Below are 24,133 nucleotides of genomic sequence, written 5' to 3'. Positions count from 1 at the left end.
GAGGGACTACGAGGCGCAAGTGTAAATAGCGCTCACCGGCCCCCTAGGGTCTTCCCCCCCATGCAAGGGGCCCGCCATCCATGGCTTTGTTCACGCTTTTCGCAAGCGCATGAAGGCATGCCGCCGGCCAGCCAATCGCTGGTATCGTGCGCGGGCGCGCCCGCTTGCCCCAGCCACCATGACCCTGCCCTCGCCCGCCCAAACCAGCACGCACCAGGTGCTGTATGTCGAAGACGACCGCATCAACATCATCCTGATGGAAGAGGTGTTCCGCCTGCTGCCCGACTGGACCCTGGTGTGCGCCGAAGACGGCGCCGAGGCCTTGGCGCTGCTCCATGAGATCAGCCCCGGCCTGCTGCTGATCGACATGAACCTGCCCGATATGAGCGGCATGGACTTGCTGGCAAGACTGCGCGCCGATGCGCGCTGGCAGGCGCTGCCCTGCGTGGCGCTGTCGGCCGACAACGACGACCAGCAGGTGCGCGCGGCACGCGCGGCCGGCTTCATCGACTACTGGCTCAAGCCCATCGAGGTGCCGCGCCTGAAGGCCGCGCTGCAGCAGTTCATGTCGGTCGCGCGCTGAGCACCACAACAAAAAAGGCCCGCGAAGCGCGGGCCTGATCGTCAGAGTCCGGCCCGCTTTCGCGGGCCCTCGTCTCACTTCAAGTGGCTGTTGATCAGCTTGGTCATTTCGAACATATCGGCCTTGGCCTTGCCGAAGATTTCCTTCAGCTTGGCGTCGGCGACGATGATGCGCTTCTGCACTTCGTCTTGCAGCTTGTGCTTCTTGATGTATTCCCAGACCTTCTTGGTCACGTCGGTGCGCGGCAGAGGTGCTGCACCAACGATCGCTGCCAGCGCGGCGCTGGGGGTCAGGGCCTTCATGAAGGCTGCATTGGGCGTGCGCTTCTTGGCGGGCGCAGCGGCCTTCTTGGCCGGAACTGCTGCCTTCTTCGCCGGCGCTGCCTTCTTTGCAGGAGCTGCTGCCTTCTTCGCAGGTGCTGCGGCCTTCTTGGCCGGAGCTGCCGCCTTCTTGGCCGGTGCCGCCTTCTTAGCGGGCGCGGCCTTCTTCGCAGTTGCCATTTCGATTCTCTCCATCAAAGGTTGGTTGATGTGCCGGGCCCCGGGCGAAGGTCTGACCCTTCATTTCTCTCTAGCACCCTGCGCAGGCAATGGTACTGCGCACCTCTGGCATTGAGAAGGCTTTCATAGGGGAAGAAGTCAGTAAGACACGATGAATCGCACCAGTTAAACCCTCATGTGTCGCAGCCGTGCATCACTTGTGCGCGCACCACAGCAAATGCGGGCCCGCATCGGCCAAGGTCTTGCAGCCGCACAGGGCCATCGCGATCTCGAGTTCATCGCGCAGCAGCCGCAGCGCATGCGCCACGCCATGCGCGCCGGCGGTCGCCAGCGCATGCACATAAGGCCGCCCCAACAGCACCGCATCGGCGCCCAGCGCGATGGCCTTCAGCACATCGGTGCCACGCCGGATGCCGCCATCGACCAGCAGCGTCACCTCATCGCCCAAGGCCGCGCGCAGCGGTGGCAGCAGCTCGGCGCTGGCCGGCAGGGTGTCGAGCGTGCGGCCGCCATGGTTGGAGACGATCAGCCCGGCCGCGCCGCGGCGCAGCGCCTCGCGGCCATCATCGACATGGCTCACGCCCTTGAGCAACAGCGGCAGGCGGCTGTGCGCGCGCAGCCAGTCGATCTCGTCCCAGCTGGCGGCGCGCGGCATCAGGCCGTCGAACAGCGCGCTCTGGCCAGGCTGCAGTTCCAGCGGCTTCTTGATACCGCCCAGATTGACGGCGCGGATGTGCGACGGCAGCTGGAAGCCGGCGCGGCGCTCGCGGTCGCGCGCGCCATGCACCGGCGCATCGACCGTCAACACCAGGGCCTGGTAGCCGGCCGCCTCGACACGCTGCAGCAGCTCGCGCATGAAGGTACGGTCGTCGCGCCAGTAGAGCTGGAACCACAGAGGTCCGGCCTGCGGCTCCTGCGCAAAGGCCGCGGCCACCGCGCCCATGTCGACGCTGGATTGCGCGCTCAACACCATGCCGGCGCCCTGCGCCGCCGCGGCATAGGCGCTCGCCAGTTCGCCGTCGGCATGGGCGAGCTGCTGGTAGGCAATGGGGGCCAGCAGGATAGGGTGCGCCAGCTCGCGGCCCAGCAACGACACGCGCGTGTGGCCACCGCCGAGCGCGCGCAACACACGCGGCTGCAGTTTGATGGCGTCCCAGGCGCTACGGTTGGCGCGCAGGGTCAGCTCGTCGGCCGCACCACCTTGGAGATAGGCCCAGGCCGGTGCGTCCATGCGCGCCTGGGCATGGGCCTCGAAGTCGGCCAGGTTGACCAGGCCCTCGGGCAGCGGCTCCAGCTTCATGTATCGGCCCACATGCGCAAGAGGTTGTGATAGGTGCCGGTGAGCTGCACCGTGGCGGCACTCTCGCCATGCGTGGCGCGTAGCGCGGTGAGTGCCAGGTCCATCTCGTAGAGCAGGCGGCGCTGCTCGTCGCTGCGCACCATGCTCTCGATCCAGAAGAAGCTGGCCAACCTGGCGCCGCGCGTCACCGGCTCGACACGGTGCACGCTGGTGCCCGGGTAGAGCACGGCATCGCCGGCCGCCAGCTTGACGCGCTGCTCGCCATAGGTATCGGCGATCACCAGCTCGCCGCCCTCGTAGTCTTCGGGTTCGGCAAGGAAGACGGTGCAGGAGATGTCGGTGCGCACGCGCTGCGCCGTGCCCGGCACATAACGGATCGCCTGATCCACATGGTCGCCGTATTGGTTGCTGTCGCCGCCGTAGCGATTGAACATCGGCGGCAGCACCCGCTTGGGCAGGGCCGCGGAGAAGAAGGTGGTGTTGCGCTCCAGGGCGACCAGCAGCAGGGCTTGCAGCTGGCGCGTGAGTTCGCCCTCGCGCGACAGCTGCTCGTTGCGCTTGACCTGGGCGGCCTGCGTGCCCGCCGTGCGCGACCCGCTCTCCCACGCGGCCTCTTGCAAGCCGGCGCGCATGCGGCGCAGCGTCTCGACGTCCAGCAACTGGGGTATGCGGATCAGCATGGCGTGTTTCCGATCAGAACTTGTAGCTGCCGGTGAGCGCAAAGGTGCGGCCCTTGCCGGGCACGTAATGGCCGGTGTAGACCGTCTCGGCGTAGAGCTTGTTGCCGACATTGTTGACGTTGGCGCGCAGCGTCAGCTTGTCCTTGAGCAACTCGTACTCGGCCAGCAAGCCCAGGGTCACGAACTTGGGCACGTAGAAGCCGGGGTTGCGGTTGGGCTGGTAGCCGCTGCGCCCGGTCAGTCCGCCGCCCACGCGCAGCTGCGGCGTGAGCTTGTAGGTGGTGAACAGGGTGCCCGAGTGGCGCGGCGTCAGCGAGGGGCGGTCGCCCTGCACCTCGCCGCTGCCGGCCGAGCTGATGTCGATCCTGGCGCTAGGGATGAAGGTGTAGGAGGCGAACACCTCCCAGTTCGCGGCGATCAGGCCCATCACGTCGTACTCGAAGCCCGCCGCATGGCGCTTGCCAGAGAGCGTCACCAGGCTCGTGAGCGGATCGGTATTGCGCTCGTGCAGCTTGGTGCTGCGGAAGATCGCAAAGCGCTGGCTCAGCTTGCCGTCGGCCGAGTCGATCTTGGCACCCAGCTCGATATTGATGGCCTTCTCGGGCGGGATGTCCTGGTTCTGCGCGCTCAGCGAGTAGGTATCGCCCGAGGTATTGAAGGAGGTGGCACCGCCGAGGTGGAATGACATCAGCTCGTTAGGCTGGAACAGCACGGCGGCGCGCTGACTCCACTGGCTGATGTTCATGCGATAGCTGGCCTTGGTTTCCGGGCCCGCCGCCGCGTTGGGAATGCTGAAGGTGTCGTAGTCGCCGCGCACCTTGTCGTAGCGCAACCCTGCCAGCAGCTTCCACTGGCGGCTCAGCGCCAGCAGGTCCTGGGCATAAGCGCCATAGGCCCGCGAGCTGTATTCATTGTTGGTGCGCAGCACGCGCAGGGATTCATCGACCCAGGCGCCGTCCCTGGGCGCGCCCACCGTGGTGTTGGGCTTGATCAGGTTCACGCCGCCCTGGGCCGCGCTGCGCACGGCGTAGACCTGCTTGTTCTCCTCCGATGCATCGACACCGGCCTGCACGCTGTGGTCCAGGTTCAGCCACTTGAACTTGCTGCTCAGATCGCTCTGCAGGCTCAGCGTCTGCATGTCCTGGATCTTGGGCTGCAGTCCGCGCGTCAGCACCGTCCTGGGGCCGAAGGTCTCCAGCGAGACCGGCTTGCCATCAGGCTGAAGCGCGGCCGCCGCAAAGCGCACCGTGCCGGCACGCTGGTCGCGCGTGTAGTCGGCGCGGCGCAGCGTGGTCACCAGCTCGGTCTGCTGGTTGAAGCGGTGCGTGTGCTTGAGCACACCCCAGGCGGCGGTGCCCTTGTTGACGTCGCTGGCCATGCCGTAATAGGAGTTGGCGGCGATCGGCAGCAGCGTGGTGCTGGACACCGGCGCGGTGGGCGCGGGGCGTATCCAGGGCATGCCGTAGTTCATGCCGTTGGTGTTGTCCAGGTAGTAGGCGCTGAAGGCGAACTCGTCGCGCTCGCCGATGCCCAGGCGGAGGTTGGCCGCCAGGCCCTGCTTGTTGATGCTGTTGCCGGCGCCATCGTCGTCGGCGCGCTGGAACATCAGGCCCACGCGGGCCGCCGAGGATTCACCCAGGCGCGCGTTGAAGTCACCCACGGCGCGCACCGCGCTGTCGCTGCCCAGGCTGGCGCTGATCTCGTTGGCATCGATCAGGCGTGCCTCCTTGCTGACCTGATTCACCGCACCGCCGGTGGAGCCACGTCCGAACAGCAGCGAGGCCGAGCCGCGTAGCAGCTCCACGCGGTCCTGGAAGAAGGTGTCGCGCTCGTAGAAGGCGGGGTCGCGCAGCCCGTCGATGAAGACGTCGCCGCTGGCCTGCAGCGAGAAGCCGCGCAGCTTGATGTCCTCTTCGCCGCCCTCGGCCGCCTGGAAGGTGATGCCGGCGGTGTTCTTCAGCACATCCTTGAGGTTGTCGAGATTGCGGTCGTCCATCAGCTTCTCGGTCACCACGGTGACGGACTGGGGAATGTCGCGCAGTTCCTGCTTGCCCTTGCCGATCCGGGATTCGGTGGCCTGGTAGGCGTCCTTGCCCTGCTTCTCGGCGGCCGCCTTGGCGCGCACCACCGGCAGCACGTTGTCCACCGCCTCGTCGCTGGCGGGCGGCAGTTGCTGGGCCCAGGCCGAGCCGGCCAGGCCGAAACCGGCCGCCAGGGCACCAAGGGGCAGCAGCTTGGCGCCGGCGTTGTTCTTGCGGGATGAGGTCATGAGGAAAAGCTCCTGGCGTTGGGGCATGGCTTTGCCCAGGCGGCCGCAGAGGCGCCGCCGGCATGGCTAGCGGGATTGAATTGTGTGAAGAGGGGAAGGGGTCAGGTCTTGCCGAAAGACCTCAGCGCTCCAGCTCGTAGGACAGCGGCGCGATCACGAACCATTCGATCGGCTGGCCGTTCTCGGTCTGGGGCTTGAAGCGCGCCTGCCGCATCGCCGCCAGCGCCTGCTCATCGAGGCGCGCAAAGCCCGAGGATTTGTGCAGAAGGATCTGCTTGGGCAGGCCCTGGGTGTCGACCAGCACGCGCAGCAGCACCACGCCGCTCTCGCCGGCGCGCCGCGACAGCATCGGCACCTCGACCGGCGGCGCCACCAGGTAGCGCACCGCGCTGGCGGCGATCTGCTTGGGCGCGGGCGGTTGCGGCGGCGGCATCGCCACCGCAGTGACGGGCTCGCTGGACTGCGGCGTTGCGGCGAGCATGGGCTGCGCGGCCTGCGTTGCAGCAGCGCTGGGCGCCACGGCCGCGTTCACCTGGAACACCGGAATCAGCGAGGCCGGCTCCAACTGCTGCAGGCGCGCCTGCGGTGGCGGCGGCAGAGGAAGGGGCTTGGACGGCTCGGTGCGCTGGGGCGCGCTGACGATGCTGACCACCAGCGGCGCCAGCTTGTGCACCGCCTCGCGCATCGGCGCGATATGCATGAGGGCCCAGAGGCCCAGCAGATGCAGGGCCAGCACCGCCACGCCGGCGAGGCGCGTGCCGCGCCCGGTCTGCGGCTCGTAGCGCAGCGGCGTCAACATCGGCAGCGCCGGCAAGCCAGCCGCTGCGGTACGCGCTGGCGCACGCGCAACAACACGCTGCAGATCTGGCTGCAGCGACATCGGTCCGTAGGGCGCGAGAGCGGCTTGAGGCATGGTTGTGGCGGCTTGCGGGCGCAGCCAGTCTGGCTGCCAGATGCGCATGCTACACCAAATGCGAATCGTTCGCATTTGCTTTTCTTCAAACTTCAGCCAATCTCGCCTAGGGCAAAGCCCTGAGGCAGCGCCCCTCATCCACGCCAGGCCCTGCCTGTATGCTTGCCCGCATGAAAACATTGACGCGTTGGCTGCTGCTCTCCGGCGCCCTGCTGCTGGTGGCGCACCTCTACCCCGGCGTGCAGGTGACGAGCTTCGCCTCGGCGATGATTGCGGCGCTGGTGCTGGGCCTGCTCAACACCTTGCTGCGTCCGCTGCTGGTGCTGCTAACCCTGCCCGTGACGGTACTCAGCCTGGGCCTGTTCCTGTTCGTCATCAATGCGCTGATGTTCTGGGCCGCCGCCTCCTTGCTGGACGGCTTTGCGGTGACGGGTTTCGGCGCCGCGCTGATCGGCTCACTGATCTACAGCCTGTGCGGCATGCTGATCGATGTGGTGATCGAGCGCCTGTTCGTCAACGCAGACTAATTCGGCAGTTCCGCGCCCGGCGGCACACCGCGCGGATACATATCGGCCAGCAGCTGGCGGCGCTCGTAGAGCAGCGCGCGCAGGCGCGCATCGATCACCGCGGCCTCGAACTGATCGGCTTCGCGGCCACGCGACTGGCGCAGGCCCGAGCGCATGCGGTCGATCGCACCATTGAGATCGCCCATCGCGGCCTGGGCCTCGGCCTGCGCGCGCACGGCGCGCAGCGGCTGACCCAGCTTGCCCCACAGCAGGCCCAGGCTGCCCCAGGCGCCGGCATCCTGCGCATGCAGGCTGACATGGGTCTGCAGTGCCTCGCTGCTCTCGCGCAACTGCGCCTCACGGGTATCGACCAGCGCGAGTTGCGCACGCATCAGCAGCATCGGCCGCGAACGCTCGCCGGCCAGGGGGGCCAGCGCGGCCAGGCCGGCCACCGGCTGGCTGCGCGCGGCTTCGAGCTCGGCGCGCAGATAAGCCAGCAAGCGGCGCGCGCGTACATCGGGGCCCAGCATGTCCAGCAGCACATCGGCGGTCTTGATCGCGCTCTCGGCGCGCGCCCAGTCGCGCATCTTGATCGAGGCCAGCGCACTTGCATAGCGCGCCGCCAGCTGTTCGAAACCCTGGCCCTGGCGCGCCCCAGCGTCCAGCGCCTGCAGCTGCGCCCAGGCCTCGGCACGCGCGTCCATCAGCACGCGCGCACGCGCCGCCAGCAAGGCATGCTCAGCCACATTGGGCAGGCCTTGCACCTCGCCCGTGCCCAGGCGCGCACGCGCCTCGCCGATGCGCTCGCTGGTCAGCGGGTGCGAGCGCAGATAGGGGTAGCTGCCAGAGTCCATCAGGTGGTAGGCCTGCTCCATGCGCTCGAACATGCTGGCCATGCCCGCAGGCCGGAAGCCGGCCTTGGTCATGACCTGGAAGCCGACCCGATCGGCCTCGCGCTCCATATCGCGCGAGAAGTTCAGCTGCAATTGCGCAGCGGCGGCCTGACCGCCGACGATGGCCGCATTCGCGGCGGCCACATTGCCCGACTTGGCCGCGGCCAGCACCCCCAGCAGCATGCCGGCGGTGGCCAGCAGGCTGGTGCGCGAATCCCCCACGATGCGGCGCGCGATATGGCGCTGCGTCACATGCGAAAGTTCATGCGCCAGCACCGAGGCCAGCTCGTCGCGCGCGCCCGTCATCGCAATCAGGCCCAGGTGCACGCCGACGAAGCCGCCCGGCAGCGCGAACGCATTCACGCTGCGATCGCGCACCAGAAAGGTTTCCCAGGCAAAGCGGTCCACCGTGTCTTCGCCGATATTGCCAAGCTGCTTGGCCGATGCCACCAGTGGCGCCCAGGTTGCCTCCAGATATTCCTGCAGCAGGGGATCGTCGAGGAAATCAGGATCGGGCCGGATCTGCCGCATCACCTGATCGCCCAGCTTGCGCTCCGCACCGACATCCACGTCCGCCGACACCGAATCGCCCAGGGCCGGCAGATTCACCTGGCCGATGGCCGGGGTGTTCAGGCCGGACGACACCACCAGCGCGGCCACCAGCGCGATGAGGCGGCGCGGCGGCGGCGAATGCAAGGCACGCAAAAATCGGGGCACGGTCGGAAGTCTCCTGGAGCAAGGGCGGCAGCGTCCGAGTGACTCTGCCACAACTATGATGAGCGGCCACAGGTTTCCGCTTTATTGCTGCGCGCCATGAGCTCCCTCTCCTCATCACCGCTGACCCACTTCGATGCCCAAGGCCAGGCCCATATGGTCGATGTCGGCGCCAAGGACGTGACGCACCGCGTTGCACGCGCCACCGGCCTGATACGCATGCTGCCGGCCACGCTGGAACTGATCACCGCGGGCAGTGCCAAGAAGGGCGATGTGCTGGGCGTGGCGCGCATCGCCGCGATCCAGGCAGCCAAGCGCACCGCCGACCTGATCCCGTTGTGCCACCCGCTGCCGATCACGCGCGTGGCAGTGGAGTTCGAGATCGACGCCGCTCGGCATGCCGTGCACTGCAGCGCGCAGGTGGAGACGCTGGGCCGCACCGGCGTTGAAATGGAAGCGCTGACCGCCGTGCAGATCGGCCTCTTGACCATCTACGACATGTGCAAGGCCGCCGACCGCGGCATGGTGATCGACGGCGTGCGGGTGCTGGAGAAGCAGGGCGGGAAGTCGGGGGATTGGAAGGCTGCGTAAGTCTCAGCGCAGTTCGCGCCAGTCGTAGGCGCGTTGCGGTGGCGTGCATTGAAATGGCCGCTCGCCTGCCATCGGCGGCTGATCGCAGACTTCCAGCCATTCCGCACCCTGCGCACTGCGGAACTCCCTGAGCCGCTGCGCCACATGGCGTGCCTGGTCTGTCTCGCCCACGGCATGCAGGGATTTGGCCCAGGCCATCATGAGGCGTACATCGATGAGGTTGTGCGCGGTGCGCCGGGTGGCCGCAAGCGCCGCTTCACTGGGTGGCGAACTGGTGGCTGCCGCGTAATCGGCCTGGGCCGAGAAGAATACGCTGCGCTGCGCGCGCGCAATGCGCTGCTCCAGCGCTTCCGCCTGCGCGGGCGGCGCGTACACCGCCACCACCTGCAGATAGTCGTACACGGCCCACAAGCTGCCGAGCAGCAACACGCCTCCCGCCACGGCAAGCGACACCCTTGTGGCGGTCGGCGCCGTCGGGACGCGCATTTGTGGCGCCAGGCAAAAGCCAAGCGCAAACGCGGTGGGCAGCAGGAAATAGCTATACCAGAGCGGATACTCCAGCAGGCTGTGCAGGCCTATCATCGCCACCACCATGAAGGCGCAGCGCCGCATCAGCGCTTCTTCTTCCTGCGCGCCGGCGCGGCAGGACTCGCGCCAGGCCACCCAGCACGAGCAAATCAGCAGGCCCAGCACCGCCAGCCCGAGCGGCCAACCCAGTTCCACCAGCAATTGCATCGGCAGGTTGTGGCAATGGTCAAAGAAGGCCACCGGGCGGTCGGGAAAGGGGCTCATGGTCCAGGCCAGATTGAACTCGCCCCAGCCCACGCCGGTCAGCGCTTGCTGCTGCAGCAAGGCCCAAGCATTGCGAAGAATGGCCATGCGCGATGGCGACCCCGCCCCCTCGGCCAGCCGCGTCTCGGCGCCAAAGGCGTGGCTGCCCAGGCTGGCCCAGGCCGACAGCAGGGCCCAGTGCAGGGCCAGCATCAAGGGCGTGGCGAGCAGGGCGAAGCGGCTGGCGCGCGTCAGGCGACGATCCAGCGCACCCCACGCGGCCAGCAGCAGCACCGCCAGCATGCCGGTGCGCGAGGCGCTCAGCACGATGGCCAGCACCAGCAGCAGCAGGATGGCAGACAAGACCGCGGGCGACAGCGCGGGCCGGCGCCGCTGGCCCAGCGGCTGCGCCAGCGCCACCGCCGCGACGCAGGCCCAGATCAGCAAGCTGGCCAGATGGTTGGGCTGGCGCATATTGCCCACCGCGCGTCCGGGAATGCCCGAGCGGGCGATCCAATTGCCATCCGCCCAGTCCGGCATGAAGACCTGCACCAGGCTGATCAGGGCACTGACGAGCCCCGCCAACAACAGCGCCCACATGAAGGCCAGAAACCAGCCCATACGCTGTTCAGGAGCCAGTGCCTGCGCGGCCACCAGCACCGCCAGGGCCGCGCCCAGCAGGGCCGCACCGGACAGCGCGAGCGACCAGGGCAGGCCGTTCAGCAACGGTGAGCTCAGCGCCGCCAGCAGCATCAGCAGCAGGCCCCATGCCGCGGCCGGCATGCGCGCCCTCGCCAACGGCACCTGCAGGCTCAGGTACAGCAACAAGGCGCCCCAGCCACCCAGCGCCAGCAGTTGATTGAACAGTGTGGCAGAGGGCGTGAGGTTGTAGGCCAGCAGCAGCGGGAAGGCGCACGCGAGGAGTGCCAGCCCTCGGTCGACAGAGGAGTGTTGCTGCAGAGGCGGGAAGCTAGTTACGTCAGACATGGGCGCCGGCGCTGCGCCGTGGGGCGCAATGGGAAAACGCCATTAGACCCTGGGTCGGTACTTGGCCGGCAAGGTGCTGCTGGCATCAATCTGCCAGCTGACCCCGCTGGCGCTGCATGTGCCTGCATAGACCAGCGTGCTGCCCGCGGTCACGCCACCAAAGGCCTTCAGCGTCACAATGATCTTGGCCGCGGTGGCATCGGCGCCGGCAACCGAGATCGATTGCACGGCCGACGGCGTGGCGTAGTCGCCGGCAGCGCGCAAGCCCAGCGAGGCGTTGGTGGCACCTGCCAGGTACTTGGAGAGGCAGGCTTGGCCCAGTTCCAACTGCATGGGGGTCACCGCATCGGTGGCTTCGGAGAGCTTGCTGCGTGTTAGGTAGTCCTGGTAACTGGGCAGTGCCACCGCGCCCAGAATTACCACCACAGCCAGGGCGATCATGACCTCGATCAAGGTGAATCCGTCTGTGCGTGTAAGCATCTTGCCGCCGTTAAGGAATGGTCAGAATCCGTTCACCGGAGCGTACCCCACCAAGTCGCCCGTACTCGCATTCAGCAGCGCTACCCAGTCACTGCGCCGAGCTAGTATCGGCACATAGCCCATTTGGTCAACGCGCAGATGGGCTCGCGCAGCCACATCGAACAGCAGGGCAGCCTCTCGCCCGCCACGATTTGCCAATTCCGACGCGGGCAAGGCATGCTGTTTGGCTGAATCGCGCGCCTTGGCGTCCCAGGGAAGCCAGAAACTTGGCCGCATACCAAGATCGGCCCCCGCTTGTGCCATCAGAACTGCATCCACTTTTTCAGCACTGCTTGGCTGCCGTGTATGTAGCAAGCGAGGCCCCGTCCAAGACAACTCCCCCATGCCTGCTGGCGCCGACGCCAATTCTGTCTCGACCACGGACAGCGCGGACACCACACGAAACCGGTCAACCTCCAATGCAATCACTGCGGGTCTAGCCACGGCCATGGCGTACAGCCCATAGCCCATTGCCGCCAACTGCAGCAACACAATGACGGAAAGGTCGCGTCTGAGTTCAGCACGTGGCTTGGCACGGTTAAATATGACCAATGTAAGCAAGGGCCCAAGGACAACGTCCACGCTAACGAGCAGTTTGAATAGCTCGGTTCCGCCTGATAGCAGATTGAACGGCCACGGATACCAGACCCCGAAAACCAGCCAGGCAGTTGCGGCGGCCAGCACGACGCTGCATGCCAAGTGGATACCAGCAGCCTGAGCTCTCCCTACGGAATGCCAGCGATTCAACATTTTCAGAACCAACCCTCCGACCAAAATCTTGGGCGTCTCTGCGCGTTCACACGAACCATGCCATCGCCAACGTCACTGTGGCCAATCACCAAGCGCGGCACCTCCAGTTCAAATTCGGACAGGGATGCTAAATTCATCCAAAGAACCATTGCAAGCAGTCCGTAGCGGAACAGGTGCCCCAGGCCCTGCCCCTTCAAAATCGCCGGTTTCACAGGTGGCTGTTGGGCACTCGCCTGCGCAACATCTTGGCACCAACCCCAACTCATGCCAAAAACAGCAAAGCACCAAATTTGGGAGTTTGGCATTACTAAGTTGCCAGAGAAGAGGGCGTCCACCGCTATGGCAACGCAAGAGGCGAACAAGCCAACCCCCATCGCCAGCTGACCTGGCTCCGTGCTGGCACGCAACTGCAAGACCATGAAGCGTAAGCAACGAAACCCAAGATAGATCACGGCCACGGCAAAGGGTACGCCAAATTCAGCAGCCAGTTGAAGATAGGCATTGTGCGGGTGCGCGCCTTTGGCATTGACCTGGTGTGCAAAGTGCATGGGCCCTACGCCCAACAGCGGAAACGAGCGAATATGCTCAAAAGCAATATTCCACAGATAGTCCCGCGAGTGGGCACTGCCAAGTTCACGCGCACTAAGTTGATAACCAACCATCTCGGACAAGCCGGGCCCGTATGTGGACAGCAACAGATAGGCAACCAGCGCCAAAGCGGCGCAAAGCACCATATTCCGTACCCAGGGCAATGAGCGCGGCCCCAAGGTCAGCATCACCACCGTACCAGCTACCACCAACGCCGTCATGGTGGCACGCCCGGTCGTGGTCTGCAAAAGAAACAGCTGCCCGGTCAAGGCTACAAGGGCCAGGCTCCGAATCCTTTGTGACCATGCACCATGCAACGAAAGGCCCGCCAGCAAGGGAATGGCGGCCGTCTGCACATGGTTGAAGAAACGGGGATTGTCAAATCCGAATGGCAAGTCCCACATCAGCACGACGTGCCCCGTCGCCAACATCGCGGCCATGACCATCAACAGCACGGCGGCATAGCTGAACATGGCCGCCAGGGCAAAATCATTCAGTGAGGTCCAATGACGCGGCGCTCGGCCGATCACGACGCTCAGGACCAGCAAGCTCGCCAAGAGCGTGACCTCGCGGATTGCAGCCAAGGGGTGGGCGGAGCCCAGCACCGACGCCGAAGCCAGCAGCCCCATGCAAACAAGCAGCCAGCCGGTGCTTGACGAAAATGTTGGCGTCTCACGTCTTGGGAACACCACCAGTTCAAGCACTGCTAAGGCCAGTAAAGGCAACTGCGCAATGCGCGCAAAATCATGCGCGGAAACATTGCCGCCGGCCAGTTGGTAGATGAACGGCAGGGTCAACAGATAGAGCCCGCAAGCCCATCGAGTGACGCTCATTGCCTAGCTTTCCAACATAAAGAACAAAACGGGGCCAGGCCCCGTTTTTCTACCAATCAAAGAAGCTTAGGTGCCACTCTTGCAGCTAGCCGCCAGATACTTCTTATTGATGGACCCGGTGCAGGCCCAATCGATACTTTCGTTATTTGCCGTGCCCGTCAACACGATCGTACCGCCGGCGTCAGGAACTTGGGAAGTAGCAGTGATCACAGCTTTTCCGCCAGCAACGGTATATTCGACCTTCTCAACATATGCACTCTTTATCTTATCGGTCACGATCTGATCTGCCGGGGGAATAGTGCCCTTGACGGTATACCACTCTTGAATAGAGGCCTTGGGCGAGGTGGCAGCCATCATCACTTCCGACACCTTGGCCTTGATCGTGTAATCACGATAAGCCGGCAGTGCCACCGCAGCCAAGATACCAATGATCGCCACCACGATCATCAACTCGATCAGGGTAAAACCCTTTTGAACACGCTTCATAAAAAACTCCGTATTGATAGGCAAAGATAGGGAACAAAACACCGAACCAAAGAAACTTAGGTGCCACTCTTGCAGCTAGCCGCCAGATACTTCTTATCGATGGATCCGGTGCAGGCCCAATCGATACTTTCGTTATTTGCCGTGCCCGTCAACACGATCGTACCGCCGGCGTCAGGAACTTGGGAAGTAGCAGTGATCACAGCTTTTCCGCCGGCAACGGTATATTCGACCTTCTCAACATATGCACTCTTTATTTTATCAGTCACGATCTGATCCGCCGGGGGAATAGTGCCCTTGACGGTATACCACTCTTGAATGGAGGCCTTGGGCGAGGTAGCAGCCATCATCACTTCCGACACCTTGGCCTTGATCGTGTAATCACGATAAGCCGGCAGAGCCACAGCAGCCAAGATACCAATAATCGCGACCACGATCATCAGTTCGATCAGGGTAAAACCTTGTTGAATGCGCTTCATAAACAACTCCGCACAAGAAAGGGATTAAGGGGTAGAGACACCCCCTTGAATGCAGGGGTCGTGCCAGCTTGGATTCGAGTCTTTTCGTGACGCTAATCACGACCCGCCTGGGCTCCTCGGGATTGGACTGACAATTTTCGTCACTCCGACCGCCGCATTCGGTCACATCGCCTCGTCGCAGACAGCTTTCGTCAGTAAGTCAGTCAGTCACCCAGGCTGAACACCCGCCCGGCCTCCAACGCCGCAATGCGGTGCGCGGTCGTGAGCGCGTGGACGCCGGCCATCACGGCGGCGATCTCGCCCGGCTTGATATGGGTGATGTGCACGTCGGCGCTGCCGGCCAGCTTGGCCAGTTCCTGGCCCAGCATGCGGGGGCACAGATGCCGGCTGAGCTCGGCGAGCTCGCATTCCTCGTTGCCAAACGCCGTCTCGATGACGAGATGCGCCAGCTTCAGGCCGGCCAGACGCTGCCAGAGCGCGGGATTGGGGCCGGTGTCGCCGGTGAAGACCCAATGGCCGGCTGCGCCGCCATCGACGGCGAAGCCCACGGCCGGCACGGTGTGCGCAGCGCTCAAGACCTCGACGACGCGCCCCTTGAATTCCAGGCGCTCGCCGACGGAGAAGGACACAAACTCCAGGATGGGGTGTTCACGATCCGGCAGGCGCGTGAAATCCGGCCAGATCACGCCGTTGAACACATGTTGGCGCAAGGCATCGAGCGTCTGCGGCAGGGCGTGCACCTGGATGGGCGGTCGCCCGGCCTGGGCGCGCAGGCGCATCACGGCATCGGCCAGCAGTGGTATGCCCAGCACATGATCCAGGTGCGAATGACTGAGCAGGATATGGTCGATGCGCGCCATCGCCTCCAGATCCAGGTCGCACACACCGGTGCCCGCATCAATGAGAACGTCCTCATCGAGCAGGAAGGAGGTGGTCTTGAAACCGGCGGCGATGGCGCCGGAACAACCCAGGACACGAATCTTCATGAGGGGCTCTGGAGACGAGCCCATCAGGGGCCCGGGAACGCTACCCGCGGGTAGAGAAGGTGGTCAGCCCCGCAATTTACGCCCCTGGGCAAAAGCCGCAAGGCAGGAAGTTGGTGTTTTTCCTCAGCCCTTGGGGTGCTCGGACAGGCGACACGAGCAGCCGTGAAAAGCTGCACGCTGAGGCCAGGCTTGGGCCTTTGGCCTCAGCATACCTTCGGTGCTCACTCAGCTCAGCCGCTTGCAGGCGGCCGAGCCTTCGTGAGCCGTCAGGCATGCCGCGGGGCATGCCTTCGGTGCTCACTCAGCCCTGCAGGAACTGCATCTGGGTGCCGGCCAACTCGATCACATCGCCGCTCTTCAAAGCCACCGATTCGCCCGTCAACGGCAGGCCGTTCACGGTCGGACGCGAAGCGCCTTCGACATGGGCGAACACATAGCCGCTGGGGCGCTTGGTGATGGAGGCCACCTGCACGCCCGGCTTGCCCACGGTGGTCACGACCTTGGTGAGGCTGACCTCACGGCCCGCGGCCGCACCATTGAGCACCTTGATGGAAGCGGGCGTGGCCGCACTGGCGGCGGGAGCAAGGCCCCCGAACGACGAGGGCAGACCAAAGCCCGAGGGCGGTGTCGCCCCGGGCTTGAGAATCATGGTCTTCTCGTAATCGGCGTTGTCTTCGATCAGGAACTTGATCTTGTACTTGCCGACCTCGACGATGTCGTTGTTGGCCAGCAGCTGCTTCTTGATCGCCTTGCCGTTGATGTAGGTGCCGTTGGTGGAGTTGAGATCTTCGATGAAAACATCGGAACCCACCATTTGCAGCACGGCATGCTCACCGCTGACCGCCAGATTGTCGATCACGATGTCGTTGTACGGCCGGCGCCCGAGCGTGGTCTTGTCCTTGGTGATCTGGACCTCCTTGATCACCACGCCGTCGAGCGAAACCACCAGCTTGCCCATGCTTTGACCTCAGTCTGTTGTTGCGCCCGATGAACCGCGGCTTGTACCGCCAGCACCACGGGCGAGGCTTTGTTTGCTTTGTTGCTTGCTTGCTTACTGCTTGCGTCCGAATGGCCACCAGGCCCGGCCACCCTGACGGGTACGCCCCTCGGCCCTGGCCAATACGATCGCAATATTATCCTTGCCACCCATGTCATTGGCTGCATCAATGAGTGCCTGGGCCGCTTCGGACAGCGAAGGGTAGCTTAAGAGCAACTGCTGGATGGATTCGCTGTCCAACATATCGGACAAACCGTCCGAACACAGCAAATAGACGTCGCCGGGCTGCACCTCGTGCTGATGCAGCTCCAGCATCACCGCGTCTTCCACACCGACGGCACGTGTCACGAGGTTCTTGTTGCTGGAGAACACCGCTTCTTCCGGCGTCAGCAGTCCGGCGTCGAGCTGCTCCTGCAGCAGCGAGTGGTCGCGCGTGATCTGCGTCAGCTGGCCGGCACGCAGGCGGTAGGCGCGCGAGTCGCCCACATGGCCCAGCAGCAGATGGCTCTCGCGGAAGGCCGCCAGCACCAGGGTGGTGCCCATGCCGGCATAGCGCGGATTGGTATTGGCGGCGTTGAAGATGGCACGGTTGGCGTTGTCCACGCAGATGTCCATGGCGCGCCGCACATCGGCCAGCGCAGCGGACGAACCGGCCTCCTTGAGCCAGCGCCCCAACTCGGCCTTGATGAAGGAGGTCAGCATCTGGCTGGCCACCTCGCCCGCGTTGTAGCCGCCCATGCCATCGGCCAACACGGCCAGACCGACGCCTTCGTCCAGGGCCACCGAGTCTTCGTTGTTGTCGCGCGCGCGGCCCACGTCGGTCGCGCAGTAGAGCTCCAAGGTCATGTCGGCTGGGCAGGTCTGGGGATTGATCAGGGATTCTGCCCTGGATCTTTCAGATCCAGACGCAGTGTTTGCGCGAACGCCTCGCCTTCGGCCGGCAGCTCGCTCGCCTTTGCGCCTGCGCCGGGCGCGGCGGCATCCAGACCGCCCTGGGCCAGCACGGCTTCCAGGTCGGCGGCGAACTGCTCGCCACTTGCATAACGCAGCTCGGGGCGCTTCTCCAGTGCCAGGGCCAGCACCAGCGCCAGCGATTCGGGCAGGTCGGGGCGCAGGTGGCGCACATCCGGCGCCGGCTGGTTGGCGATCTGGTACATCAGCTGCGCCATCGAATCGCTCTGGTGCGGCAGTTGCCCGGTCAGCAGCTGGTAGAGCATCACGCCGAGCGAATAGAGGTCGCTGCGGCCATCCACCTTGAGGCCGGCCAGCTGCTCGGGCGACATGAAGGAGGGCGTACCCAACACCAGGCCGGTGCGGGTGCGGCTGCCATCGGCCAGGCGTGCGATGCCGAAGTCCATCACCTTGATGCTGTTGCTGACCCGGTCCAGCATCACATTGGCCGGCTTGATGTCGCGATGCACCACGCCCTGGCTGTGCGCATAGGCCAGTGCGCGTGCCAGGCGAATCACCAGCTGCAGCACCTCGCGGGCCGGCAGCAACTGACCGGGACGGGTGTAATGGCTGAGGTCGCGCCCGAGCACATATTCCATCGCGATCCAGGTGTCGCCACCCACCTCGCCGGCGTCCAGGATCAGCAGGATGTCCGGATGCTGCAGATGGCCTGCCGCGCGCGCCTCGCGCATGAAACGCTCGCGCACGTCGATCAGGTCCTCGGGCGCAAATTCGCGCTGCAGGGCCAAGCGCTTGATAGCCACCTGGCGGCCGGTCTTGCTCTGGGTGGCCTTGTGCACCACGGCCATCGCGCCACGACCGATTTCCTCACCCAGCAGATAGCCCGGCACGATGCCGACGGATTGGTGCAACTCGGGCTGGGTGGATGGCTCGGATTCCGGCTGCTCGGCTCGGCCAAGAATACGTTTCCAGAATCCGGGCGGGTTCATGGCATCTCCGCTCGGGCGCGCAACTCAACCCTGCGCGGCCGCAGTGCGCGCCGCAAACAGCTTGCCCAGCGCCAGCACCAGCAGCGCACCCAGCACGCCACTGGCGTAATGCCAGAGCGGCAACACATCCGATAGGGCCCTGCGTTCGCCGCCCGATGGCAGCGGCAGCCAGGGGCTCAGCGCCGGATCCGACAGCATCATGGTGCCGGCGATCCATCCCAGCAGCATGGCTCCAGCGGTAATCACGACGGGGAAGCGGTCCATCAGCTTGATCACCATCTGACTGCCCCAGACGATGATGGGAATCGAGACCAGCAGACCGAAGATCACCAGCGGCATCTTGTGATCACCACCCGCGCCCTCGGCGGCGCCGGCAATCGCGATCACATTGTCCAGACTCATCACGAAGTCGGCCACGATCACCGTCTTGACGGCGGCCCAGAGCTTGTCGCTGGCCTGGATGTCGGCATGCCCGTCCCCATCCTCGGGCACCATCAGCTTCATGCCGATCCAGAACAGCAGTGCACCACCGATCAGCTTCAGATAGGGCAGCTTGAGCAGGGTCAGCGCAAAGAAGATCAGCACCACGCGCAGCACGATGGCGCCGACAGTGCCCCAGATGATGCCCCTGGTGCGCTGCGCATCCGGCAGCTTGCGGCAGGCCAGCGCGATCACGACGGCGTTGTCGCCACCCAGCAGGATGTCGATCATGATGATCTGGCCAACGGCAAGCCAGAATTCGGGACTGAACAGCATGTCCATGGTGTGTGCTGATGCGGTGGGGATCCTGGTTCAGATCGCCCAGTCTAAGGCCTGGGCGGGCATGCGGACGCTGGCGGCCGAAATGCAAAGAGGGGCGGTGGCGCCCCTCTTTCTGTCTCTGGTTCGCGCGCCTGGCAGCGCCACGATTGTCTGGCGCCTGGCCTGCGCGCTGGTGCGTGATAGTACGCACCGTCGCAGGCCGGGCCGGTCGGCTTAGAGCAGGCCCTTCAGCAGCTTGGCCATTTCGGATGGATTGCGCGTCACGGTGAAGCCGCACTCTTCCATGATGGCAAGCTTGGCATCGGCCGTGTCGGCACCGCCGGCGATCAGCGCGCCGGCATGGCCCATGCGCTTGCCGGGAGGGGCTGTCACGCCGGCGATGAAGCCGACCACCGGCTTCTTCATGTTCAGCTTGCACCAGCGTGCGGCTTCGGCCTCGTCCGGGCCACCGATTTCACCAATCATGATGACGGCGTCGGTATCCGGATCGTCGTTGAAGGCCTGCATCACGTCGATGTGCTTGAGGCCGTTGATCGGGTCGCCGCCGATGCCCACGGCGCTGGACTGGCCCAAGCCGATTTCGGTCAGCTGTGCCACGGCTTCGTAGGTCAGCGTGCCCGAACGCGAGACCACGCCGATGCGGCCCTTGCGGTGGATGTGGCCGGGCATGATGCCAATCTTGATTTCTTCCGGCGTGATCAGGCCGGGGCAGTTGGGGCCCAGCAGCAGGGTCTTCTTGCCGCCGGCCGCTTCCTTGGCCTTCATCTTGTTGCGGATTTCCAGCATGTCACGGACGGGGATGCCTTCCGTGATGCAGATGGCCAGGTCCAGATCGGCTTCCACGGCTTCCCAGATCGCGGCGGCTGCGCCGGCGGGCGGCACATAAATCACCGATACGGTGGCGCCGGTCTGCGCCGCGGCTTCCTTGACGGTGGCGAAGATGGGGATGTCCGAGAACTTCTCGCCCGCCTTCTTGGGATTCACGCCAGCGACGAAGGCGTTCTTGCCGTTCGCATAGGCCTGGCAGCCCAGGGTGTGGAACTGGCCGGTCTTGCCGGTGATGCCCTGGGTGATGACCTTGGTGTCTTTGTTGATGTAGATCGACATGATTTCTTTCCTTGCGGGGCTTTAGGCAGACTCAGGCAACAGCGGCGACGATCTTGGTCGCGGCTTCGGCCATGGTGTCGGCAGCGATGATGGGCAGGCCGGATTCGGCCAGCATCTTCTTGCCCAGCTCTTCATTGGTACCCTTCATGCGCACCACCAGCGGCACGGACAGGTTCACGGCCTTGCAGGCCGTGATCACACCTTCGGCGATGGTGTCGCACTTCATGATGCCGCCGAAGATATTGACCAGGATGCCCTTCACGGACTTGTTCTTCAGCATGATCTTGAAGGCCTCGGTGACCTTCTCGGCAGTGGCGCCGCCACCCACATCCAGGAAGTTGGCCGGCTCGCCGCCGAACAGCTTGATGGTGTCCATGGTGGACATGGCCAGGCCGGCGCCGTTCACCAGGCAGCCGATATTGCCGTCCAGGCTGATATAGGCCAGGTCGAACTTGGAGGCCTCGACTTCGGCCGGATCTTCTTCATCCAGATCGCGGTAGGCGACGATCTCGGGATGACGGAACAGCGCGTTGGCGTCGAAGTTGAACTTGGCGTCCAGCGCAATCAGATTGCCCTTGGAATCGCAGTTCAGCGGGTTGATTTCAACCAGCGACGCGTCGGTGTCCATATAGCACTTGTAGAGCTTCTGGAACAGGTCAACGGCCTGATCGACCGAGTGGCCCGTCAGGCCGATGCCGGCGGCGATCTTCTTGGCCTGCTCGACCGTGAGGCCAACCAGCGGATCGATCAGCTCGGTGAGGATCTTCTCGGGCGTGGAGTGGGCCACTTCCTCGATGTCCATGCCGCCTTCGCTCGAAGCGATGAAGGCCACCTTCTGCGTACCGCGGTCGGTGACCAGCGACACATAGAGCTCATTCTTGATGTCAGCGCCCTCCTCGATGTAGAGGCGGCGCACCTTCTGGCCCTCCGGGCCGGTCTGGTGCGTGACCAACTGCATGCCCAGGATCTGCTCGGCCAGCGCCTTCACTTCTTCCAGCGAACGGCCCAGCTTCACGCCGCCGCCCTTGCCGCGGCCACCGGCGTGAATCTGCGCCTTGACCACCCAAACCGGGCCGCCGAGTTTTTGGGCGGCTTCCACCGCTTCTTGCACGGTGAAGGCCGGGATGCCGCGGGGCACCGGCACGCCAAACTGGCGCAGGATTTCCTTGCCCTGGTACTCGTGGATCTTCATAGGGAGGTCTCGCTTGATGGATAGAAGGAAGAAGTGAATCAGGAAGTGCAGGCAGCGGTCAGTGCCCGCGCGTTCGGACGAGCCGACGCGACGCGCTGCCGGCGAGGGTCATGAGTTTGCACCAGCAGACCCTTGCTGCGAAGTGCGCGGCGGCGATCCGGCAGCAAGCGCGTTCGGCCGCGTTCACGCGCATCAACCTGCCCGACGAAGTTTCGACGGTGCGAGGGCTGACGCACGGGGCAGAGGCTGGGCAGGGACATGAAACGCATGGACGGCTTGGCGCGAAAATGTAGCCCGCGGGCCGTCGGAGGCCGGCAAGCACGCCTTGCGCAGTGCGCCAATGTAGCATGCTGCGCTGCATCAAGGCTTTCACGAGGCTGTCAACAAGGACCTTGGCGGGGGTGCTCCTGGCACCAGCTTGCGCCAACTCAAGTCCGCTCGGAGCCCTTGCGCCAGCTATTCGTCGTCCGCGCGCAGCACGCGGCGTATCACCTCGGGCGAAAAGCCCCGCCCGGCCAGAAAGCGCATCTGCTTGGCGCGGGCGGCCGCATCCACCGGCGCCTCGCCACCAAATTTGCGCTGCCAGATCTGGCGCGCGCGCTCGAATTCGCCGTCCTTCAGCCTGGTTAGCTGCTCGGCCTCGAGCCGCAGCCCGTGTTGAGCAAGCTCCTGCTGGATACGCAGATTGCCATAGCGCTGGCTGCGCGCATGGATGCGCGACTCGACAAAGCGCGTCTCGCTCAAATAGCCCTGGGCCTGCAGCCAGACCAACAGGGCATCGACCTCGGCCGCCGGATCCTGCCCGGCCACCTCGCCATCCTGCGCGGCTGCATCCTTGCTTTGCCGCGTCAAGCGCATCAGCTTGCGGCGCAACTCGGCCAGGCTGTGCTCGCGCTGCGCCAACAGGCCGATGGCGCGCGCCTTCAGCGACAGCGGCTGTCCGCGCACCATGGCCTGCCTAGGCTGATCAGCCTGCCTCGCTCTCGGTCAGCAGCGGCACGCCCATGGACTCGCGCACCTTGTTCTCGATCTCGATGGCCACGTCGCGGTTCTCGCGCAGGAACTCGCGTGCGTTGTCCTTGCCCTGGCCGATCTTCTCGCCCTTGTAGGCATACCAGGAGCCGGACTTCTCGACCACCTTGGCCACCACGCCCATGTCGATGATCTCGCCCTCGCGGCTGATGCCCTCGCCATAGAGGATGTCGAATTCGGCGGTCTTGAAGGGGGGCGCGACCTTGTTCTTCACCACCTTGACCTTGGTCTCGGAGCCGATCACCTCTTCGCCCTTCTTGATCGAGCCGATGCGGCGGATGTCCAGGCGCACCGAGGCGTAGAACTTCAGCGCGTTGCCACCGGTGGTGGTTTCGGGGCTGCCGAACATCACGCCGATCTTCATGCGGATCTGGTTGATGAAGATGACCATGCAATTGGTCTTCTTGATGGTGGCGGTGAGCTTGCGCAGGGCCTGGCTCATCAGGCGGGCCTGCAGGCCGGGCAGGGCATCGCCCATCTCGCCTTCCAGTTCGGCCTTGGGCGTGAGCGCGGCCACCGAGTCCACCACGATCAGGTCCACCGAACCCGAGCGCACCAGGGCATCGACGATTTCCAGCGCCTGCTCGCCGGTATCGGGCTGGCTGATCAGCAGCTCCTGCAGGTTCACGCCCAGCTTTTGCGCGTACTGGATGTCCAGCGCATGCTCGGCGTCGATGAAGGCGCAGACGCCGCTGAGCTTTTGCATCTCGGCGATCACCTGCAGGGTCAGCGTGGTCTTGCCCGAGGACTCGGGGCCGTAGATCTCGACCACCCGGCCGCGCGGCAGGCCGCCCACGCCCAGCGCGATGTCCAGGCCCAGCGAGCCGGTGGACACCACCTGGATGTCTTCAATCACCTCGCCCTCGCCCAGGCGCATGATGGAGCCCTTGCCGAATTGCTTTTCGATCTGGGCAAGTGCGGCCTGCAGGGCCTTGGCTTTCTCGGTGTTGATGGCTTTGACTGGGGCGTCCATGAATGCTCTCCGGTTGATGCGCGCATTATGGCGCAATCTGTATATTCGTACAGTAGTTTATGCGAGGCCGCTCGGCAAGCGGGCGGCTCCATAGAATGAGGGACAGGCGCCGGCATCCCTGACCCGGCCCATGGAGAAAAGATGCGCATCCTGATCGCTGAAGACGACCAAGTGCTGGCCGATGGCCTGCTGCGCTCACTGCGCGCCTCGGGCTATGCCGTGGACCAGGTGGGCACCGGCACCGAAGCGGATGCCGCGCTGGCCTCGCATGAATTCGATCTGGTGATTCTGGACCTGGGCCTGCCGCGCCTGCACGGCCTGGAGGTATTGCGCAAGCTGCGCGCGCGCGGCAGCGCCGTACCCGTGCTGATACTCACCGCGGCCGACAGCGTGGAGCAGCGCGTCAAGGGCCTGGACCTGGGCGCCGACGACTACATGGCCAAGCCCTTCTCGCTGCAGGAGCTGGAAGCGCGCGTGCGCGCCCTCACCCGACGCGGCCTGGGCACCGCCTCCAGCGTCATCAAGCATGGCCCGCTGTCCTTCGATGCCACCGGCCGTGTGGCCTATATCAACGACCAGATGGTGGAACTCTCGGCGCGCGAGCTCTCGCTGCTGGAGGTGCTGCTGCAGCGCGCCGGCCGGCTGGTCAGCAAAGACCAATTGGTGGAGCGCCTGTGCGAATGGGGCGAGGAAGTCAGCAACAACGCCATCGAGGTCTATATCCACCGCCTGCGCAAGAAGATCGAGCAGGGCCCGATACGCATCGCCACGGTGCGCGGCCTGGGCTACTGCCTGGAGAAGATCCAGGAAGTCAAGACCTGACC

The 24,133-nt window shown here is 64.8% G+C and carries 26 protein-coding genes; 5 read left to right on the top strand and 21 right to left on the bottom strand.

Going from position 1 to position 24,133, the window contains the following annotated elements:
• Positions 1-178 precede the first annotated feature (178 nt).
• Positions 179-583 (top strand): response regulator, encoded by a 405-nt coding sequence (locus WG898_RS12880; protein WP_339603198.1) that lies wholly within the window; start codon positions 179-181, stop codon positions 581-583.
• Positions 584-657: 74 nt separating this feature from the next.
• Here the strand turns inward: WG898_RS12880 and WG898_RS12875 are convergent, their stop codons facing one another.
• The 5 genes from WG898_RS12875 to WG898_RS12855 form a co-directional block, all read right to left on the bottom strand.
• Positions 658-1,083, bottom strand: a complete 426-nt coding sequence (locus WG898_RS12875; RefSeq protein ID WP_339603197.1) for an SWIB/MDM2 domain-containing protein — start codon at positions 1,081-1,083, stop codon at positions 658-660.
• Positions 1,084-1,276: 193 nt separating this feature from the next.
• On the bottom strand, positions 1,277-2,383 hold the full coding sequence (locus WG898_RS12870) for an alpha-hydroxy acid oxidase (protein ID WP_339603196.1): 1,107 nt from the start codon (positions 2,381-2,383) through the stop codon (positions 1,277-1,279).
• Positions 2,380-3,063 (bottom strand): Fe2+-dependent dioxygenase, encoded by a 684-nt coding sequence (locus tag WG898_RS12865; protein WP_339603195.1) that lies wholly within the window; start codon positions 3,061-3,063, stop codon positions 2,380-2,382. The genes WG898_RS12870 and WG898_RS12865 overlap by 4 nt, the downstream gene beginning before the upstream one ends.
• Before the next feature lie 13 nt (positions 3,064-3,076).
• Positions 3,077-5,332 carry a TonB-dependent receptor gene (locus WG898_RS12860; RefSeq protein WP_339603194.1) on the bottom strand — a complete coding sequence of 752 codons (2,256 nt, stop codon included), beginning with the start codon at positions 5,330-5,332 and terminating at the stop codon, positions 3,077-3,079.
• A gap of 121 nt (positions 5,333-5,453) precedes the next feature.
• Entirely contained in the window at positions 5,454-6,245 is a 792-nt protein-coding gene (locus WG898_RS12855; RefSeq protein WP_339603193.1) for an energy transducer TonB, read from the bottom strand.
• Between the two features lie 170 nt (positions 6,246-6,415).
• On the opposite strand from WG898_RS12855, the gene WG898_RS12850 reads away from it, so the two are divergent.
• Complete coding sequence (locus WG898_RS12850; protein ID WP_339603192.1) at positions 6,416-6,772, top strand: phage holin family protein; 357 nt, start codon at positions 6,416-6,418, stop codon at positions 6,770-6,772.
• Here WG898_RS12850 and WG898_RS12845 read toward each other — a convergent pair.
• On the bottom strand, positions 6,769-8,361 hold the full coding sequence (locus tag WG898_RS12845; RefSeq protein WP_339603191.1) for a M48 family metalloprotease: 1,593 nt from the start codon (positions 8,359-8,361) through the stop codon (positions 6,769-6,771). The two genes, WG898_RS12850 and WG898_RS12845, sit on opposite strands and share 4 nt — an antisense overlap.
• Positions 8,362-8,457: 96 nt before the next feature.
• On the opposite strand from WG898_RS12845, the gene moaC reads away from it, so the two are divergent.
• Positions 8,458-8,949, top strand: a complete 492-nt coding sequence (gene moaC / locus WG898_RS12840) for a cyclic pyranopterin monophosphate synthase MoaC (RefSeq protein ID WP_339603190.1) — start codon at positions 8,458-8,460, stop codon at positions 8,947-8,949.
• Between the two features lie 3 nt (positions 8,950-8,952).
• Here moaC and WG898_RS12835 read toward each other — a convergent pair whose 3' ends face one another.
• The 13 genes from WG898_RS12835 to sucC all read right to left on the bottom strand — a co-directional run bounded on the left by WG898_RS12835 (position 8,953) and on the right by sucC (position 21,304).
• The gene (locus tag WG898_RS12835) at positions 8,953-10,707 is read right to left on the bottom strand and encodes a PglL family O-oligosaccharyltransferase (RefSeq protein WP_339603189.1); all 1,755 of its coding nucleotides are present in this window, start codon (positions 10,705-10,707) and stop codon (positions 8,953-8,955) included.
• 42 nt (positions 10,708-10,749) lie between these two features.
• Positions 10,750-11,187 (bottom strand): pilin, encoded by a 438-nt coding sequence (locus WG898_RS12830; protein ID WP_339603188.1) that lies wholly within the window; start codon positions 11,185-11,187, stop codon positions 10,750-10,752.
• Between the two features lie 21 nt (positions 11,188-11,208).
• On the bottom strand, positions 11,209-11,976 hold the full coding sequence (gene tfpZ / locus WG898_RS12825; RefSeq protein ID WP_339603187.1) for a TfpX/TfpZ family type IV pilin accessory protein: 768 nt from the start codon (positions 11,974-11,976) through the stop codon (positions 11,209-11,211).
• 2 nt (positions 11,977-11,978) lie between these two features.
• Positions 11,979-13,397: an O-antigen ligase family protein gene (locus WG898_RS12820; RefSeq protein ID WP_339603186.1), complete on the bottom strand. Its 1,419-nt coding sequence runs from the start codon at positions 13,395-13,397 to the stop codon at positions 11,979-11,981.
• A gap of 66 nt (positions 13,398-13,463) precedes the next feature.
• Positions 13,464-13,883, bottom strand: coding sequence for a pilin (locus WG898_RS12815; protein ID WP_339603185.1), 420 nt, complete (start codon positions 13,881-13,883; stop codon positions 13,464-13,466).
• A gap of 56 nt (positions 13,884-13,939) precedes the next feature.
• Positions 13,940-14,359 (bottom strand): pilin, encoded by a 420-nt coding sequence (locus tag WG898_RS12810; RefSeq protein WP_339603184.1) that lies wholly within the window; start codon positions 14,357-14,359, stop codon positions 13,940-13,942.
• A gap of 203 nt (positions 14,360-14,562) precedes the next feature.
• Positions 14,563-15,345 (bottom strand): MBL fold metallo-hydrolase, encoded by a 783-nt coding sequence (locus tag WG898_RS12805; protein WP_339603183.1) that lies wholly within the window; start codon positions 15,343-15,345, stop codon positions 14,563-14,565.
• A 301-nt stretch (positions 15,346-15,646) separates the two neighbouring features.
• The gene (locus WG898_RS12800) at positions 15,647-16,303 is read right to left on the bottom strand and encodes an FHA domain-containing protein (RefSeq protein ID WP_285234248.1); all 657 of its coding nucleotides are present in this window, start codon (positions 16,301-16,303) and stop codon (positions 15,647-15,649) included.
• A gap of 93 nt (positions 16,304-16,396) precedes the next feature.
• Positions 16,397-17,188, bottom strand: coding sequence for a Stp1/IreP family PP2C-type Ser/Thr phosphatase (locus WG898_RS12795; RefSeq protein ID WP_339603182.1), 792 nt, complete (start codon positions 17,186-17,188; stop codon positions 16,397-16,399).
• A gap of 26 nt (positions 17,189-17,214) precedes the next feature.
• Positions 17,215-18,243, bottom strand: a complete 1,029-nt coding sequence (locus WG898_RS12790) for a serine/threonine-protein kinase (RefSeq protein ID WP_339603181.1) — start codon at positions 18,241-18,243, stop codon at positions 17,215-17,217.
• 24 nt (positions 18,244-18,267) lie between these two features.
• Positions 18,268-19,005, bottom strand: coding sequence for a TerC family protein (locus WG898_RS12785; RefSeq protein ID WP_339603180.1), 738 nt, complete (start codon positions 19,003-19,005; stop codon positions 18,268-18,270).
• Positions 19,006-19,218: 213 nt separating this feature from the next.
• Positions 19,219-20,112: a succinate--CoA ligase subunit alpha gene (gene sucD / locus WG898_RS12780; RefSeq protein WP_285234252.1), complete on the bottom strand. Its 894-nt coding sequence runs from the start codon at positions 20,110-20,112 to the stop codon at positions 19,219-19,221.
• Between the two features lie 31 nt (positions 20,113-20,143).
• Positions 20,144-21,304 carry an ADP-forming succinate--CoA ligase subunit beta gene (sucC, locus tag WG898_RS12775; RefSeq protein ID WP_339603179.1) on the bottom strand — a complete coding sequence of 387 codons (1,161 nt, stop codon included), beginning with the start codon at positions 21,302-21,304 and terminating at the stop codon, positions 20,144-20,146.
• Between the two features lie 110 nt (positions 21,305-21,414).
• Between sucC and WG898_RS12770 the strand changes: the two genes are divergently transcribed.
• On the top strand, positions 21,415-21,597 hold the full coding sequence (locus tag WG898_RS12770) for a hypothetical protein (protein WP_339603178.1): 183 nt from the start codon (positions 21,415-21,417) through the stop codon (positions 21,595-21,597).
• A gap of 163 nt (positions 21,598-21,760) precedes the next feature.
• On the opposite strand, the gene WG898_RS12765 is transcribed toward WG898_RS12770, so the two are convergent.
• Complete coding sequence (locus WG898_RS12765; protein WP_339603177.1) at positions 21,761-22,255, bottom strand: regulatory protein RecX; 495 nt, start codon at positions 22,253-22,255, stop codon at positions 21,761-21,763.
• Between the two features lie 16 nt (positions 22,256-22,271).
• Positions 22,272-23,309, bottom strand: a complete 1,038-nt coding sequence (gene recA, locus WG898_RS12760) for a recombinase RecA (protein WP_339603176.1) — start codon at positions 23,307-23,309, stop codon at positions 22,272-22,274.
• Positions 23,310-23,450: 141 nt separating this feature from the next.
• On the opposite strand from recA, the gene WG898_RS12755 reads away from it, so the two are divergent.
• Complete coding sequence (locus WG898_RS12755; RefSeq protein WP_339603175.1) at positions 23,451-24,131, top strand: response regulator; 681 nt, start codon at positions 23,451-23,453, stop codon at positions 24,129-24,131.
• The last annotated feature ends 2 nt before the right edge of the window (positions 24,132-24,133 follow it).

Source organism: Paucibacter soli, from assembly GCF_037482845.1.
Taxonomy (GTDB): domain Bacteria; phylum Pseudomonadota; class Gammaproteobacteria; order Burkholderiales; family Burkholderiaceae_C; genus Paucibacter_B; species Paucibacter_B soli.
This window is presented reverse-complemented; position numbering and strand designations above follow the sequence as displayed.

Coding starts and splice junctions, on each gene's coding strand:
- WG898_RS12880 (WP_339603198.1), top strand. CDS start 179: ATGACCCTGCCCTCGCCCGCCCAAACCAGCACGCACCAGGTGCTGTAT.
- WG898_RS12875 (WP_339603197.1), bottom strand. CDS start 1,083: ATGGCAACTGCGAAGAAGGCCGCGCCCGCTAAGAAGGCGGCACCGGCC.
- WG898_RS12870 (WP_339603196.1), bottom strand. CDS start 2,383: ATGAAGCTGGAGCCGCTGCCCGAGGGCCTGGTCAACCTGGCCGACTTC.
- WG898_RS12865 (WP_339603195.1), bottom strand. CDS start 3,063: ATGCTGATCCGCATACCCCAGTTGCTGGACGTCGAGACGCTGCGCCGC.
- WG898_RS12860 (WP_339603194.1), bottom strand. CDS start 5,332: ATGACCTCATCCCGCAAGAACAACGCCGGCGCCAAGCTGCTGCCCCTT.
- WG898_RS12855 (WP_339603193.1), bottom strand. CDS start 6,245: ATGCCTCAAGCCGCTCTCGCGCCCTACGGACCGATGTCGCTGCAGCCA.
- WG898_RS12850 (WP_339603192.1), top strand. CDS start 6,416: ATGAAAACATTGACGCGTTGGCTGCTGCTCTCCGGCGCCCTGCTGCTG.
- moaC (WP_339603190.1), top strand. CDS start 8,458: ATGAGCTCCCTCTCCTCATCACCGCTGACCCACTTCGATGCCCAAGGC.
- WG898_RS12835 (WP_339603189.1), bottom strand. CDS start 10,707: ATGTCTGACGTAACTAGCTTCCCGCCTCTGCAGCAACACTCCTCTGTC.
- WG898_RS12830 (WP_339603188.1), bottom strand. CDS start 11,187: ATGCTTACACGCACAGACGGATTCACCTTGATCGAGGTCATGATCGCC.
- tfpZ (WP_339603187.1), bottom strand. CDS start 11,976: ATGTTGAATCGCTGGCATTCCGTAGGGAGAGCTCAGGCTGCTGGTATC.
- WG898_RS12820 (WP_339603186.1), bottom strand. CDS start 13,397: ATGAGCGTCACTCGATGGGCTTGCGGGCTCTATCTGTTGACCCTGCCG.
- WG898_RS12815 (WP_339603185.1), bottom strand. CDS start 13,883: ATGAAGCGTGTTCAAAAGGGTTTTACCCTGATCGAGTTGATGATCGTG.
- WG898_RS12810 (WP_339603184.1), bottom strand. CDS start 14,359: ATGAAGCGCATTCAACAAGGTTTTACCCTGATCGAACTGATGATCGTG.
- WG898_RS12805 (WP_339603183.1), bottom strand. CDS start 15,345: ATGAAGATTCGTGTCCTGGGTTGTTCCGGCGCCATCGCCGCCGGTTTC.
- WG898_RS12800 (WP_285234248.1), bottom strand. CDS start 16,303: ATGGGCAAGCTGGTGGTTTCGCTCGACGGCGTGGTGATCAAGGAGGTC.
- WG898_RS12795 (WP_339603182.1), bottom strand. CDS start 17,188: ATGACCTTGGAGCTCTACTGCGCGACCGACGTGGGCCGCGCGCGCGAC.
- WG898_RS12790 (WP_339603181.1), bottom strand. CDS start 18,243: ATGAACCCGCCCGGATTCTGGAAACGTATTCTTGGCCGAGCCGAGCAG.
- WG898_RS12785 (WP_339603180.1), bottom strand. CDS start 19,005: ATGGACATGCTGTTCAGTCCCGAATTCTGGCTTGCCGTTGGCCAGATC.
- sucD (WP_285234252.1), bottom strand. CDS start 20,112: ATGTCGATCTACATCAACAAAGACACCAAGGTCATCACCCAGGGCATC.
- sucC (WP_339603179.1), bottom strand. CDS start 21,304: ATGAAGATCCACGAGTACCAGGGCAAGGAAATCCTGCGCCAGTTTGGC.
- WG898_RS12770 (WP_339603178.1), top strand. CDS start 21,415: ATGAGTTTGCACCAGCAGACCCTTGCTGCGAAGTGCGCGGCGGCGATC.
- WG898_RS12765 (WP_339603177.1), bottom strand. CDS start 22,255: ATGGTGCGCGGACAGCCGCTGTCGCTGAAGGCGCGCGCCATCGGCCTG.
- recA (WP_339603176.1), bottom strand. CDS start 23,309: ATGGACGCCCCAGTCAAAGCCATCAACACCGAGAAAGCCAAGGCCCTG.
- WG898_RS12755 (WP_339603175.1), top strand. CDS start 23,451: ATGCGCATCCTGATCGCTGAAGACGACCAAGTGCTGGCCGATGGCCTG.